Below are 14,020 nucleotides of genomic sequence, written 5' to 3'. Positions count from 1 at the left end.
CCCCAACGGGCCGGAGGGGTAACATCAAGCCCAGGCGGTTCATTTTCTAACGAATTGTTAAACCGCTCTAACCCTTTGTTTTTACACAATCCGGACAAGAAACCGGCTTCCTACGCGGCAAACTCCGCCGGCTCGAATTCATACTTCTTGGAGCAGAATTCGCAGTTGACGCGGATGACGCCGTCCTCGACGCTTTCGGTGATCTCGTCAGCCGAAAAACTGTCGAGTATGCCTCGGATGCGTTCGCGTGAGCAGGAGCATTCGTCCAGGACACGCGTGCCGTCATAGACACGTACGCCATGCTCGTTGAACAGGCGATAAAGCAGTCGCTCCGAGCCCACGGCCGGATCGAGCAGTTCATTGTGCTCGACTGTCGCAGCCAGCGCGAGAAGCTCCTGCCAGGCATTGTCCGTCGGCTCACGTGCCGCGGTTGGCTCGCCCGGATCGCCATCACCGCCATGCAGATCGGGCATGTGCCGCCGCTCCGCCGCCTTGGGCAGGAACTGCGCCAGCAACCCGCCGGCCCGCCAATGCTCGCGGCTGCCGCCCTCGGCAGGCAGCACCAGCTTGCCTACCGACAATTTCACGTCGGTCGGGATCTGCTCCGACTGGCGGAAATAGGTCTTGGCCGCCTCTTCCAGTGTAGTGCCTTCGAGTTGCACGATACCCTGGTAGCGCTGCATATGCGCGCCCCGATCTATAGTGAGCGCCAGAACCCCTTTGCCAAGCAGCGCCTGCGGGACCGCATCACCGGCATCGAGCAGCGCTTGCAGGCGCTGCGCGTCGAAGCGCGCATAGGCGCGCAGCGACTGCGGCGTGGCGAAATCGGCGACGAGCATGTCGACCGGCCCGTCAGTGCGGGTCTGAAGGATGAATTTGCCTTCAAATTTCAGCGACGTGCCCAAAAGCACGGTCACCACGACCGCTTCGGCGAGCAGCCGGGCAACGGGCTCGGGATAGGCATGGCGTGCCAGAATCTGATCGAGCACCGGACCTAGCTGGACCATGCGGCCGCGCACATCCAGCGGCCCGACATCGAAAGGAACCACAGTGTCGTCGCCGGCGAAACCGAATTCGCCGAGTTTCAGTTCATTGTCAGCCACGAGTCCAAATCCCGGGAAGCAGCGTCCGGGCAGGATAGTCCGGAAACGCCAAGGTTCAAATGAAAGGCAAGCGATGGCCGCAAATAGGGATGCCCAGCCGGACAATCAAGGCCGCCGGCCAAGCGCGGTCAATGCCCTCAACGGATGCGCAAGCAGTGCCCTTCAGGCACCCAGGCACCAGGCCAGCACCGCCTTCTGCGCATGCAGGCGGTTTTCCGCCTCGTCGAAAACCACCGAATGCGGCCCGTCGATAACCTCGTCGGTGACTTCCTCGCCGCGATGGGCAGGCAGGCAATGCATGAACAGCGCGTCAGGGTTGGCATGTCCCATCAGCGCGGCATTCACCTGATAGGGAAGAAAGACATTGTGACCCCGCGCCCGATGCTCCTGCCCCATCGACACCCAGCAGTCGGTGACGATGCAATCGGCTCCCGTAGCCGCCTCTTCGGCGGTGCTGGTAAATTTGACGGCACCGCCATTGGCAAGCGACCAGTCGACATATTTCTGCTGCGGCTCGCTGCCCTTGGGCACGGCAATATTGAGGTTGAAGCCGAAGCGGGCCGATGCCTCCAAAAGCGAATGCAGAACATTGTTGCCATCGCCAACCCAGGCGAAGGTCTTGCCCGCGACAGGGCCGCGATGCTCTTCGAACGTCATGATATCGGCCATGATCTGGCAGGGATGGGTATCGTCGGTGAGGCCGTTGATTACCGGCACGGTGGCATTTTCGGTAAGCTCGACCAGGCGCTCATGTGCCGTGGTGCGGATCATGATCGCATCGACATAGCGCGACAGCACTTTGGCCGTATCGGCAATGGTCTCGGAGCGGCCGAGCTGCATTTCAGTGCCGGTCAACATGATGGTTTCGCCGCCGAGCTGACGCATGCCGACATCGAAGGAAACACGGGTGCGGGTCGAAGGCTTGTCGAAGATCATCGCCAGGACCTTGCCTTCCAGCGGACGCGAGCGCTCGCCGGCTTTCAGGCGCGCCTTGCGGGCTGCAGCATCATCGAGGATGCCGCGCAGCGTTGCCGCTGCGGTGGTGGAAAGATCGGTGAAGTGGCGGATACCACTGGTCATGGCGAACCCCAGGCGTTCGTTAGCTGGATGCGGCTTCGGAAAGGCTTTTCGCAGCCGCACGGATGCGCCCCAAGCCCTCGCGGATTTCCTCATCCGAAACGGTCAAGGGCGGCAACAGCCGGACGACATTGTCGCCCGCAGGCACGGCAAGCAGATGCTGGTCGCGCAGGGCTGCATTGACCTTGCCGTTCTCGACCTTGCATTTGATGCCGAGCATCAGGCCAGTGCCCCTGATCTCCTCGATAATTTGCGGAAATTCGTCTGAAATGGCGGCAAGTCCCTGCTTCATCAGCAACGCCTTGCGCGCGACATCCTCCAGAAAGCCCTGCTCCAGTACGACATCGAGCACCGCGTTGCCCACCGCCATGGCGAGCTGATTGCCCCCGAAGGTCGTTCCATGCACGCCAGCTATCATGCCGGAAGCTGCCTCGCTCGTGGCAAGGCAGGCGCCGACCGGAAAGCCCCCGCCGATGCCCTTGGCAATCGCCATCAGATCCGGGGTAACACCGGACCACTCATGCGCGAAGAACTTGCCGGTGCGCCCAACACCGCACTGAACTTCATCGAAGATCAGTAGCAGGCCATTGCGGTCGCACAGTTCACGCAAATGCTTCAGGATCTGGGCCGGAACCTCCCGGATGCCGCCCTCGCCCTGTACCGGCTCGATCAGGATCGCCGCAGTCTCGGGCGTGATTGCCTTTTCCAGCGCTTCCATGTCCCCGAACGGAACCTGATCGAAGCCCTCGACTTTCGGGCCGAAACCTTCGAGATATTTCTTCTGGCCGCCGGCGGCGATGGTTGCCAACGTGCGGCCGTGGAAGGCCCCTTCAAAGGTGATGATACGGAACCGCTCAACCCGGCCGGCCGCATAATGGTAGCGACGGGCCGTCTTGATCGCGCATTCCAGTGCCTCGGCACCCGAATTAGTGAAGAACACCTTGTCGGCGAATGTAGCCGCGACCAGCCGTTCCGCAAGGCGCGTCTGCTCCGGGATCTCATACAGGTTGGAAGTGTGCCACAGCTTGCCGACCTGTTCGGTGAGCGCCGCAACCAGAGCGGGATGGCCATGGCCAAGCGAATTGACTGCGATGCCCCCGGCGAAATCAAGATATCGCTGGCCGTCCTGCGTGATCAGCCAGACGCCTTCGCCCCGATCGAAGGAAAGAGGCGCACGCGCAAAAGTATCGTAAATCGCCGAACCGCTCATTATATGCTCTCCGGTGTCGGAAAACCAAAAAGCCGCCCAAGCGGCGGCTTATTGGGCATATTGCCTTTCCGGCCATGAAGTCAACGAAAACGTCACGCAACCACACCTACCAAGCCCCTGGCTCCTTTACGCGGGCAAGTTGGGGAAAACCTCAAAAACCGATTCGGTGTTGCACTCCGGACTCTTGTCACGGAGTCAGCCAGTAGGGTAGTTTGAACTCAAGAAAAAACCAGATTTCGTGCGGCACACCTAATCACCCTATATATGTGGTGTCGACCTGACATGTGTCGGGACGGGAAAGGATTCCGGCAACCGCACAATTGCAGCAGGAGCAAGCTCTCATGAATTGGACTGACGAGCGCGTCGAAACCCTTCGGAAATTGTGGGCGGAAGGCCTTAGCGCCAGCCAGATCGCGGCGCAGCTGGGCGGTGTCAGCCGCAATGCGGTAATCGGCAAGGTCCACCGGCTGAAGCTCTCGAGCCGCGGACGTGCGACAGCAGCGCCTGCCCGCCAGAAGAAGGTTGCCAATGGCGCGGCCAGCGTGAAGCCGGTGGCGACCCGCAGCACAACCACCACGCGCACCGTCACCTCAATCGGCGCAACTGCCCTGCAGACCCAGTTCGACGCCGAGCCCGTTGCCCGCCACTATATCCGCCCGGTCGAAGACGTGGTGGTGCCGATTTCACGGCACCTGCAACTGGTGGAGCTCAACGAGCGCACCTGCAAATGGCCAAATGGCGACCCGCTGTCGGAGGATTTCCATTTTTGCGGTAATGACGCAGCAGAAACTGGCCCCTACTGCAAATATCATGCAAAGATCGCATTTCAGCCGGCTGCCGAGCGGCGCAGGAGCCGCTGACGGGGGCTACGGCTTGCGAATGCGGGCAAATCCCCCTCGAAGCAACAGACCCATCTGCCCGGCCTCATCGCAGCGCGCTCTTGGCGACTACTTTTAACCTGGATCCGGGGGACCGGTGCCTTGGCCAAGTCAGGCCGAGGCCAAGGACAAACGCCGTTGCCTTAGCGCTGCGTTGAACACTCCGAGATAGAGGAAAATTGCTCCAAGCGTGGTCTCGTGCAGGAACGGGTTGTGGAGCGCGCCATAAGAGACTGTAAGCAAAAAGAAATATACGAGATTCCGCCTCTCGGCGGTAACGCCGCTGTGGCGCCAAATGAACCCAAGAGCAGATGCGAGCGCCGCCAGCATCAGCGACAGTCCGATCAGGCCATGGCTCAGCAACTCATCCAGAACCGAGTTGTGAACATGGTGGAATTTCTCTGCGATCTTGTCGGAAGGGTCCAGCCTGTCGCCGACCGCCTGCATCTTGACCCCGGAACCAACGCCGGCAACCGGATGCTCTGCAATAATCTCAACGGAACCTTTCCACATCGCAAGACGGATTCTGCCCGAATAATCGGCTTGCTCCAGAAACCCGCTGTAAATGAGCGTCGTTGCGATAACCCTGCGTTCGATGAAGTCCTTTGCTTGCGGCGCTATCGCTACAAGAACCGCCAGCATAATTGCCGCTGTGCCTGCTTTTGCGCGAACGGAATAGCTTTTCAGCGCAAGGGCGAGTTCGACCAATGCGAAGATCAACAGGACCGCTATGACTGAACGGGTCTCGGAAAGCAGGGCGGCGCCGCTGCCGATGATCAGATAATACGGCCCGTTCGGCGCCCACTTGGGCGGAGCGCCTATCGGAATGGTGGCGGCCAGTACGGCGACCGCCACCACGAAACCGAACACTGCTTCATTGCCGCCGATGCCGATCCGTCCTCCAAACAGCAGCGACGTTCCAAGAGCGACCGCAAGTGCAAGCGCCACCCCTATGCGCGAGCCGAGCACGAATATGCGCATGGGCCTGGCAACCAGCACCATGCCCGCCCCTGCAAATGCAAACAGTGCAAACAGCAGGCTGTAGCCGAGTTGGCGATCATCCAGCGGATGGTCGTCGCGCCACAGGATGAGGCTGCACGACCAGACTGCATACAGAACGGCAAATAGCTGGAACCTGTTCGAACAGAACCGGACAGACCGGTGCCGAGCCGCGACCAGATAAGCGCCTATGCAGGAAAACAAGAATGTTGCGACCCCAGCAAGGCCTATCCGCAAAGGCAGGCTCACCGCACCTGCCAGCAAAATCCAGCTGTCGATACGCCGACGCAGAAGAAATGACCGTGTCGTGAACTTCATGCCTGATGCCGCTTAAGCTGTGCGGGTGCCAGCGCAAGGCAGATGCGCCGACGGATAGTGGCGGCTGCGAAACAACAGCGCGTTGATCCTCTTATAGGTAGGAAACGTCAACTGGCGATAGGGCGGCGCGGTGTTTTTCATATAGCGACCATCCGTGTCCGGCTGGTCGCACAGATCAACACCAGATCAGCCGGCCACCGCAGCAATGATGGTTTCCTGCGTCGCCTGCTCCAGATAGGGATGCATCGGCAGGCTGATCACACGGCTTGCCAGATCGTCGCTGACGGACAGCCCTGCCGGATCGGACGGAAAATCCTTGTAGGCATTCTGGCGGTGCAGCGGCACTGGATAGTAAACGACAGTGGGTACACCGGCTTCCTTGGCCCGCTGCTGGAAGGCATCGCGCTCCGCCGTGGAGGCGGTTTTCAGCGTGTATTGCGCCCAGATGCTCTTCAGCCCATCGGGGATGTAAGGCGTCTCGAAGCGGTTCGACAGGCCGGCAGTGTAACGCGAGGCAACAGCCTGCCGCTTCTCGATCTCGTCGGCATAGACCGCCAGCTTTTCCATGAGGATCGCTGCCTGAAGCGTGTCCAGGCGGCTGTTCATGCCGATACGCTCATTATAATATTTGTGCGAGCCCTTGCCGTGCACGCGGAAGGAATCAATCAACGCCGCCAGTTCATCGTCTTCAGTAAACAGCGCGCCGCCATCGCCATAGCAGCCGAGCGGCTTTGCCGGGAAGAACGACGTCGTGGTGATGTCGCCGATGGTGCCGGTCACCCGCCCCTTGTAGACGCCGCCGAAGCCTTGGGCGCTGTCACCAATCACCTTCATGCCGTTCTCGCGCGCAATGGCGATGAGGACGTCATAGTCGGCGGGCAGGCCGAACAGATCGACCGGGATGATGCAGGCCGGCTTGAGACCGATCGATTTGGCATGCGCGATAGCCCTTTTGAGGCTCTCCGGATCCATGTTGAACGTATCCGGCAGGCAATCCACGAAGACCGGCGTGGCATTCAGGAACGGCACCACTTCCGCGGTTGCCGCAAAGGTAAACGAGGGGACGAAGACGGCATCTCCAGCCTTGATGCCGAGCGCCATCAAGGCGAGCTGCAGCGCATCGGTGCCATTGGCGCAGGACAGGCAATGCTTCGCACCGCAGAAAGCGGCCAGCTGCTCTTCCAACTCACGCACCTGCGGCCCCATAATATACTGGCCCTGGTCGAGCACCTGGGCGATGGCCTGATCGAGCGTAGGCCGAAGGCGGGCCTGCTGGGCGGCGAGATCGATAAAGGCGATGGTCATTGGCTGGCTTCCATATGATGTTGGCGCGTGAAGGGGGATATGACCCTGACTTTGTCCCGTGTGACTAAGGCAAGACGGCCCAGGACGCAACCACCACAATCTGCAGGCAATTGACCTGGCCGACCGCTATTAAGACTGGTTGCAACCGGGCAAGCTGTGTAAGAAGGGACCCGTTGGGGCCGGCTACTGCCTGGCCAGGTAATTTTGAGGAAAAATCAAATATGGCTGTACCGTATTTTCGGCTTGATCTCGACGAGTCGGAGATCGAAGCCGTTGTCAAAGTTCTGCGGTCCGGGTGGCTGACCACAGGCCCGGAATGTGCTGCGTTCGAGCGCGAGTTTGCCGAGGCAATGGGTGGCGGCGTGCATGCCATTGCCGTCAATTCCAACACATCCGGCATGCATTTGGCACTGGAAGCCGCGGGCATCGGGCCGGGGGACGAAGTAATCGTTCCTGATCTAACCTTCACGGCAACGGCAGAGGTCGCGCGCTATCTCGGCGCCGAGGTCGTGTTTGCAGATGTCCTGCCCGATACGCTTTGCATCGACCCGCAGGAAGTGGTCCGTTCGATAACGCCGCGAACGAAGGCGATCGTGCCGGTGCATTTCGGCGGACTGGGGGCCAATCTGGAAGAGCTGCAAGCAATTGCCGCGCAACACGGCCTCGTCATCATCGAGGACGCCGCCCACAGCTTTCCGGCAACGGCCGGCGGCAAGACGATCGGCCGGCACGGCACCTTCGCCACCGTGTTCAGCTTCTACGCCAACAAGACCATAACGACAGGCGAAGGCGGCATGATCGTCACCGCCGACGATTCCGTTGCCCAGCGCTGTCGGACCATGCGGCTGCACGGCATCGACAGAGACGCATTTCGCCGGTTCCAGGGTGACTCCGCCGGCTGGCGTTACGACATCGTTGCGCCCGGCTTCAAGTATAACCTTACTGATATCGCAGCCGCGCTAGGCCGCACGCAGCTTGCCAGGGCCCTGGACATGCGCGCCAGACGCGCCGAGTCCGCCGCGGCTTATCGCAAAGGGCTTGCCGGGCTGCCGATCGAACTGCCACCCGATGCAGCCGATGGCGATATGCATGCCTGGCATCTCTTCCCGATCAGATTGACGCTGGATGCCCCCATTAAGCGGCAAGACCTCGAGACGGCCCTGAATACTGCCGGGATCGGCTATTCGGTCCACTACACGCCGTTGCATCGGATGAGTTACTGGCACGGTCGATACGGGCTTGGAGACAATCGCTTTCCCGTGGCCACGTCCTATTTCGAACGTTGCCTGTCGCTGCCGCTTTTTTCGGCTATGCGGCCTGATGAGGTGGAAGAAGTGATCACCGTCATTCGTAACGCCTTCAGCTGAGGCCTGCACTTGTCGGCTAAAAGGCTCTTCGATTTCACTGCCAGCCTTGCAGGTCTGTTGCTGATGTCGCCACTGCTGGCGGTGATTGCGCTCGCCATTCGTCTCGAAAGCCCGGGGCCAGCCTTTTTCCTCCAGGAGCGGGTCGGATATCTCGGCAGGACTTTCCGCATCATCAAGTTCCGGACGATGCGCCGAAACGCGCCATCGGAGGGGCCGCAGATAACGGTCGGCTCCGATCCGAGGATCACCCGCATTGGCCATCTGCTGCGCAAGTCGAAGCTCGACGAGTTGCCGCAACTCTTCAACGTCGTGAAGGGCGAGATGTCACTCGTCGGCCCGCGGCCGGAGGTGCCGGCATTCATGGCCCGCTATACGCCGGAACAGCGCTCTGTGATCCTGTCTGTCCGCCCCGGCATAACCGACTTCGCGGCCATCGAGTTCAGTGACGAGGCGGAAATCCTTGCCCGCGCGAAAGATCCGGAAACCGCTTATGTGAATGAGGTGATGCCGAGGAAGTTCGCGCTCTACAAGCGTTATGTCGATGAGCGCTCCCTGCGGCTCGACATTCAGCTGATCGGCAGAACGCTGGCCAAGATCGTCAAAGGCTGAACGGTGGCAGCCGCTGCCTACCTCAAGTCCTTCCTGAAATATAACGCGCCGGGCTGTTCCCTCTCGACCATAAACCCGTTGCGCTGATAGAACTGCACCGCGCGCGGATTATCCAATCTGACGGACAAGCCGTAGCTGTCGAGCCCGCGCTCCCTGAGTTTGTCCTCCAGTGCGGCCAGAATCTGCCTGCCGACACCAGTGCTCTGGGCGGAAGCATCGGTGGCAATGGAAAGCAGTCTATATCTGGTCACCGGTCCAGATTGCGATGCCATCGACTTCAGTTTTCCAAAGGCCTTCGCAGCAAGAAAATCAGGCCGGAGCAATAGCTTGTAAATCAGGTATAGCCTGTTTTGCCGCGTGAACTCCTTAACGCCTCGCGATACCGCTTCTCCAGAGATCATAAATCCGACCACCCGGCCATCCTCCACTGCCACGAGGGATATGTCGGAATTGTCGAGCAGCAGCCGATTGTATTCCTTTAGCTTCTCATGATTAAACGTCGACGTGAAATGGCCATGCGAATAGGCAGACATATGAACCTTCGCAATGCCATCCAAATATAGCGCAGTATTTTCTTTGGTAACTTGTATTATTTCCATTACGTTACCGAATCTCGCCTGCTCGATTAAATATTCTCTGAGAGAATAGAAGAGAAATAAGGTATACTAACATCGGGTCACATGGCACGCAACTGCCGGCTCCCCGATGCTCCCGTTCTTCGCCTCTAAAGCTGCCTGGCCGCCTCGACATAGCGTCTGGCGATCTCGTTGTAGTCGTATTCGCGCGCTACATATGCCTTGCCTTTCGCGCCGAGTGCGCTGCGCTCTTCGGGCGTCAGAAGGATGAGTTCGCGCAAGGCTTCCCACACCGCTTCCGGCGTTTCGGCTTTGCGGGCAATCCCTCCGCCCGATTCCGAAACCGGGTCTCCACAGGGAGCGATCGGCAGGATAACCGGCAACGACGCCTGGAAGTAGTCGGCAATCTTGTTTGGGGAAATACCGTAGCCGAAAAGGGATTCGATGTTCTTCAGCCCAGCATAACCAATATCGGCCCCGTTCAGGAGGGATACTGCATCGTTTTTTGGAACTGATCCGGAGAAATGCACGTTGGAGAGACGTTTCTTAGAAACGAAAGCCTGCAGTGCCTCCACTTGCTCGCCTTTGCCGACGATGAGGGCCGCACAACGCTCTCCCTCACCGGTCGATTCTCCGTAGGCGATGGCTTTCAGGAGAAGGTCGATGGCATTCGGCTTACCGATCGAGCCCGTATAGATGATGCTGATCTTTCCTTGCGCTCTCCACTCCTTGAGTTTCTCGCTTGCGAGTTGCCCAGCCTCGCTTGAGAAGCTTTCGGCTTTTGCCCTGCTCATGCCAATGCCGTTCGGAACCCAGACGAAGGGCTTGCTCCCATAGCCGCGCTCGGCCAGATAGCGATCCGCGCGCGGCAGGACAGAGGCGATCAGGTCGGCGTTTTTCAATGCAAAGCGCTCGGCGAATGCGCACATCTGCACGAAGGGGTGCAGCCGCGACGTGCCGAGGATTTCCGTGATGCTCAAGGGCCAGATATCGCGGATCTCGAAGGCGAGCTTCGCACCGTGGCAACGCGCCAGCTTATGCGCCGGGAAGATCGTAAACGGATGAGGGGACGAGGCGATCACCAGATCCGGCGGAGCGATCCTCTCGCCGAAGGTGCGTCCGGCCGAATACAGGTTCCTGGAAAAATCCCAAATATTCAGGAGGCGGTCTATTCCGTTCTTGCTATAGGGCCGGGCCGGGACTGTCAGATAGCGGACGCCGTCGATCGAAAGCTCGGCTTCCAGCGGCGGCTGCCGTTGGAGAAGATGGTGGAACGCCGCGATAAAAACGGTCGGGGAATGGCCAAGCTCCTGCCAGGCCTTGCCGAGCTGATAAGGCCGATCATACGAGCCCAGATTTGGGCCGCCGCCATAATGGTGGATGTACCAGATATTCAAAGCCTAGTTCCCGTACCGGTGCCGGCATTGTCCAGCCGCACCCACGACGTGGACTCGTCAATCGAGCTACATTTACGCATTCGTCTTGAGTTGAAGGGTAGACGTCCACGATTTTATCCACCCCCTACAACACGGCTCCATACTCGTGCAAGGCATCTCCAACGCGGGTACGAACTATGGAAAGCAGCGCAAATCTCACACTTCCCTACATCATGCCGAGCCAGGCGCAGAAACATGTCACCCATAACGAAGCTCTCGACTTGCTCGATGCAGTCGTACAACTCGCTGTTGTCAGCCGTACTCTCACCGCGCCTGCCGGCGGCGAAAGCGATGGCGACCGCTATATCGTCGCGGCGGCTGCCGTCGGGGACTGGCAGGGAAAGGACGGGATGGTGGCGGTCTGGCGTGATGGCGGCTGGAATTTCCTGGCGCCACTGCAGGGCTGGCTTGCCTGGGTGATCGATGAAGCCATTCCGGTGTACTGGGGCGGTTCGGCTTGGGAGCGCTTTACCAATGGGTCCGTCGAGCTTCAGAACCTGACGCAACTGGGCCTTGGCACCACGGCAGACGGCTTGAACCCGTTTTCAGCAAAACTCAACAAGGCGCTCTGGACAGCGCTGGCTGTAGCCGATGGCGGCGACGGTGACCTGCGTTACACCATGAACAAGGAAGGCGCATCGAATGTGCTTTCCCTGCTCCTGCAATCGGGCTTTTCAGGCCGTGCCGAGATCGGCCTGGTTGGCGATAACGACCTGGCGATCAAGGTGAGTTCGGATGGAGCGAACTGGAAGCAGGCGCTGAAAATCAATCGGAGTACCGGCCGAATTTCCTCCCCCAATATCTTGAGCGATTTTGCCGTCAGCCTGCTCCCTGACAGCGGCCGCTTCGCTGGCAATGGTGCGAGGGACACTGCAGTTGGCGCCTTCGCCTTTCCAGCTTACCTCACGCTGTATAACGGCGCGACGGTCGCCACCTTTGGCAAATACATCACCAACAACAATGACTATGGCGGCACCGGCGGTGCGCTCGCTCCAGAGATCAAGAACCTGGTTGATACGATCCGAGACCCGGCCTCACGACGTTATGGCGTCGAGTTCCATGTTGCGCAGATCACCGTAGGGGCGGGAACAGCCACGACTCCGGTCGTGCTTGGAGGAACGAGTTACTTCCTGAGCACCTATCTCACAGACGGTCCGCGGGTCCCGATGATGACATTTCATGTGTATGTGCGCGCTCTCGACGCACCGATCGTCTATCGCTGGTATCCAGGGCAGACCTTCATCAAGAATGGCGTGGCCAGCAACAATCACGTCGTGATTTCGCCTGCCGATGGCTGGGTATCCATGACGGTGCTCGATGAGCAATCCCCGCGAAGCAATGCTGGATACCAGCCAATGCCTTGCAACATCAATGCCGCGACGGCAGGCAATCGCTACCTGCTTGCCTGTCCAGCACTGATGGGCGGCATCACCCAGGTTGACGACAATGTCGGAGTGATCGCCGGATTCAATCGTTGGCTTGCTTAGGACCGGTAACTGGAAACGGCAAAGAGCGGCAATGTTGCCGCTCTCCATGATCAGAGTGTTTCATCATGTACGGGATGGCTTCTACGCCTCGACAAGCCGTAGGGTTTCACCGGCACGCTCGTAACGCTCCTTGGTGCGCGGGCATATGAGCGTTTCATCCAAAATCTCGCCTGCGCGCGAAACCCAGCCGATACGCCGGGCCGGCACACCTGCCATCAAGGCGAAGGCCGGCACGTCCTTTGTCACAACCGCGCCGGCGGCTATCAGGCAATATTCTCCCAGTTGATTGCCACAGACGATGGTGGCGTTGGCGCCGATCGTTGCGCCGCGGCGCACGAGCGTCTTGCGGAACTCGTCCTTCCGCTCAACTTCCGCGCGTGGGTTGAGAACATTGGTGAAAACACAGGACGGACCACAAAACACGCCGTCTTCCAGGTCAACGCCCTTGTAGAGGGAGACATTGTTCTGGATCTTGCAATTGTCGCCAACGGCTACATCTGGGCCGATCATGACATTTTGCCCGACCGAACAATTCGCACCGAGGCGGCTGCCTTTGAGGATATGGCTGAAGTGCCAGATCTTGGTGCCTGCGCCGAGTTCCACGCCGTCATCGACATAGGCGCTTTCGTGAACGAAGCTTTCCTTGCTCATCTATTGAGTATCCTTATCTCGCGGCCTGATGGCCCAAATTGTCACGCAGCGCCAATTCCGCCTTCTGCAGGCAGCGCAGGACAGCAAGGCCCTCGACACCATCGGTAATCGGCTTGCGCTGCTCATCGACGCAGGCAATGAAATGCGCGCATTCATTGCGCAAAGGCTCCGAGCGCGGCACCGTGATTGCCTCGGCATCAGCCTTTTCAGGGATCGGTACGGGGCCGCTGCAATCAATACGGTGCCGGTAGAGCTTCAGCTTCTGCTCCCAGTCGGGCTGGCTGTCCTCGAACACCGCCATGGCCTTCTCGCCAATGACCACAAGCCGCTGCTCCTTGAACGGGTGCATCCATGACACCTGGACATGTCCGCTGCCGCCACCGGGGAAATGCATCTGCATCGTCACCATATCGGCAATGCCCGGCGTATAGGAGACATTGCCCTGCGCGGTCACATGGGAAGGCTCGTCGCCGAAGAGGCCGAGCACCATCGAAATGTCGTGCGGCGCAAACGACCACAGAACATTTTCCTCGCGCCGGAATTTGCCCAGCGAGAGGCGATTGGAATAAACATAGAGCAAGCGCCCCAGTTCGCCCTCTTCGACCATCGCGCGCAGCCGCACATAGACCGGGTGGTATTGCAGCAGGTGGCCGACCATCAGCGTCAGCCCGCGGCGAAGGGCCTCGGCATGCAGCCGCTCGGCTTCGCCAATGTCCAGCGCCAGAGGCTTTTCGACATAGACGTGTTTGCCAGCCTCCAGCGCCGCCATGGCATGGCTGAAATGCATTTCGGCTGGAGAGGCGATCGACACCGCATCGATGCCAGGCGCGGCAAGCATGTCTTCGAATGAAATTGCCTTCACACCAAGTGCGGCCGCCGCAGCAGCCGCAGCCTTCGGGTCAGGGTCGATAATGGCTTTCAAGACGCCGAGCTCGGAAAAATTCCGGGCCAGGTTCTTGCCCCAATAGCCGTAGCCGATATGTGCGATCGATGCCATGAACTTAC

Annotated in this window: 13 protein-coding genes; 4 read left to right on the top strand and 9 right to left on the bottom strand. The window is 59.6% G+C overall.

Going from position 1 to position 14,020, the window contains the following annotated elements; all coding sequences use genetic code 11:
• Positions 1-110 precede the first annotated feature (110 nt).
• The 3 genes from EET67_RS01375 to EET67_RS01365 all read right to left on the bottom strand — a co-directional run bounded on the left by EET67_RS01375 (position 111) and on the right by EET67_RS01365 (position 3,390).
• Entirely contained in the window at positions 111-1,103 is a 993-nt protein-coding gene (locus EET67_RS01375) for an Hsp33 family molecular chaperone (RefSeq protein ID WP_128624403.1), read from the bottom strand.
• Between the two features lie 162 nt (positions 1,104-1,265).
• Complete coding sequence (gene argF / locus EET67_RS01370) at positions 1,266-2,183, bottom strand: ornithine carbamoyltransferase (RefSeq protein ID WP_128624402.1); 918 nt, start codon at positions 2,181-2,183, stop codon at positions 1,266-1,268.
• A 19-nt stretch (positions 2,184-2,202) separates the two neighbouring features.
• A complete protein-coding gene (locus EET67_RS01365) occupies positions 2,203-3,390 on the bottom strand; it encodes an aspartate aminotransferase family protein (protein WP_128624401.1) in 1,188 nt (395 codons plus the stop codon).
• A 341-nt stretch (positions 3,391-3,731) separates the two neighbouring features.
• On the opposite strand from EET67_RS01365, the gene EET67_RS01360 reads away from it, so the two are divergent.
• Positions 3,732-4,250: a GcrA family cell cycle regulator gene (locus EET67_RS01360; protein ID WP_128624400.1), complete on the top strand. Its 519-nt coding sequence runs from the start codon at positions 3,732-3,734 to the stop codon at positions 4,248-4,250.
• Positions 4,251-4,379: 129 nt separating this feature from the next.
• On the opposite strand, the gene EET67_RS01355 is transcribed toward EET67_RS01360, so the two are convergent.
• Positions 4,380-5,585 (bottom strand): O-antigen ligase family protein, encoded by a 1,206-nt coding sequence (locus tag EET67_RS01355; RefSeq protein ID WP_128624399.1) that lies wholly within the window; start codon positions 5,583-5,585, stop codon positions 4,380-4,382.
• A 186-nt stretch (positions 5,586-5,771) separates the two neighbouring features.
• Positions 5,772-6,890 carry a DegT/DnrJ/EryC1/StrS family aminotransferase gene (locus tag EET67_RS01350; RefSeq protein WP_128624398.1) on the bottom strand — a complete coding sequence of 373 codons (1,119 nt, stop codon included), beginning with the start codon at positions 6,888-6,890 and terminating at the stop codon, positions 5,772-5,774.
• A 221-nt stretch (positions 6,891-7,111) separates the two neighbouring features.
• Between EET67_RS01350 and EET67_RS01345 the strand changes: the two genes are divergently transcribed.
• Both EET67_RS01345 and EET67_RS01340 read left to right on the top strand, forming a co-directional pair.
• Complete coding sequence (locus EET67_RS01345; protein WP_128624397.1) at positions 7,112-8,257, top strand: DegT/DnrJ/EryC1/StrS family aminotransferase; 1,146 nt, start codon at positions 7,112-7,114, stop codon at positions 8,255-8,257.
• Positions 8,258-8,266: 9 nt separating this feature from the next.
• Complete coding sequence (locus EET67_RS01340) at positions 8,267-8,866, top strand: sugar transferase (protein ID WP_128624396.1); 600 nt, start codon at positions 8,267-8,269, stop codon at positions 8,864-8,866.
• 17 nt (positions 8,867-8,883) lie between these two features.
• On the opposite strand, the gene EET67_RS01335 is transcribed toward EET67_RS01340, so the two are convergent.
• Together EET67_RS01335 and EET67_RS01330 are read right to left on the bottom strand one after the other, a co-directional pair.
• Entirely contained in the window at positions 8,884-9,399 is a 516-nt protein-coding gene (locus EET67_RS01335) for a GNAT family N-acetyltransferase (protein ID WP_165899747.1), read from the bottom strand.
• Positions 9,400-9,590: 191 nt separating this feature from the next.
• Positions 9,591-10,838 (bottom strand): glycosyltransferase family 4 protein, encoded by a 1,248-nt coding sequence (locus EET67_RS01330; RefSeq protein WP_128624394.1) that lies wholly within the window; start codon positions 10,836-10,838, stop codon positions 9,591-9,593.
• 176 nt (positions 10,839-11,014) lie between these two features.
• On the opposite strand from EET67_RS01330, the gene EET67_RS01325 reads away from it, so the two are divergent.
• Positions 11,015-12,364 carry a DUF2793 domain-containing protein gene (locus tag EET67_RS01325; protein WP_128624393.1) on the top strand — a complete coding sequence of 450 codons (1,350 nt, stop codon included), beginning with the start codon at positions 11,015-11,017 and terminating at the stop codon, positions 12,362-12,364.
• 81 nt (positions 12,365-12,445) lie between these two features.
• On the opposite strand, the gene EET67_RS01320 is transcribed toward EET67_RS01325, so the two are convergent.
• Together EET67_RS01320 and EET67_RS01315 are read right to left on the bottom strand one after the other, a co-directional pair.
• On the bottom strand, positions 12,446-13,015 hold the full coding sequence (locus EET67_RS01320) for an acyltransferase (protein WP_128624392.1): 570 nt from the start codon (positions 13,013-13,015) through the stop codon (positions 12,446-12,448).
• Between the two features lie 13 nt (positions 13,016-13,028).
• Positions 13,029-14,012, bottom strand: a complete 984-nt coding sequence (locus EET67_RS01315) for a Gfo/Idh/MocA family protein (RefSeq protein WP_128624391.1) — start codon at positions 14,010-14,012, stop codon at positions 13,029-13,031.
• Positions 14,013-14,020: the final 8 nt, after the last annotated feature.

Origin of the sequence: Borborobacter arsenicus (assembly GCF_003934165.1) — a bacterium.
Classification (GTDB): Bacteria; Pseudomonadota; Alphaproteobacteria; order Rhizobiales; family Rhizobiaceae; genus Pseudaminobacter; species Pseudaminobacter arsenicus.
The sequence above is the reverse complement of the archived record's forward strand: the minus strand, read 5'-3'. Positions and strand labels throughout refer to the sequence as shown.

Bases quoted from the DNA above. Each gene is read 5' to 3' on its own strand.
- argF (WP_128624402.1), bottom strand. From the start codon at position 2,183: ATGACCAGTGGTATCCGCCACTTCACCGATCTTTCCACCACCGCAGCG.
- EET67_RS01365 (WP_128624401.1), bottom strand. From the start codon at position 3,390: ATGAGCGGTTCGGCGATTTACGATACTTTTGCGCGTGCGCCTCTTTCC.
- EET67_RS01360 (WP_128624400.1), top strand. From the start codon at position 3,732: ATGAATTGGACTGACGAGCGCGTCGAAACCCTTCGGAAATTGTGGGCG.
- EET67_RS01355 (WP_128624399.1), bottom strand. From the start codon at position 5,585: ATGAAGTTCACGACACGGTCATTTCTTCTGCGTCGGCGTATCGACAGC.
- EET67_RS01350 (WP_128624398.1), bottom strand. From the start codon at position 6,890: ATGACCATCGCCTTTATCGATCTCGCCGCCCAGCAGGCCCGCCTTCGG.
- EET67_RS01345 (WP_128624397.1), top strand. From the start codon at position 7,112: ATGGCTGTACCGTATTTTCGGCTTGATCTCGACGAGTCGGAGATCGAA.
- EET67_RS01335 (WP_165899747.1), bottom strand. From the start codon at position 9,399: ATGTCTGCCTATTCGCATGGCCATTTCACGTCGACGTTTAATCATGAG.
- EET67_RS01325 (WP_128624393.1), top strand. From the start codon at position 11,015: ATGGAAAGCAGCGCAAATCTCACACTTCCCTACATCATGCCGAGCCAG.
- EET67_RS01320 (WP_128624392.1), bottom strand. From the start codon at position 13,015: ATGAGCAAGGAAAGCTTCGTTCACGAAAGCGCCTATGTCGATGACGGC.
- EET67_RS01315 (WP_128624391.1), bottom strand. From the start codon at position 14,012: ATGGCATCGATCGCACATATCGGCTACGGCTATTGGGGCAAGAACCTG.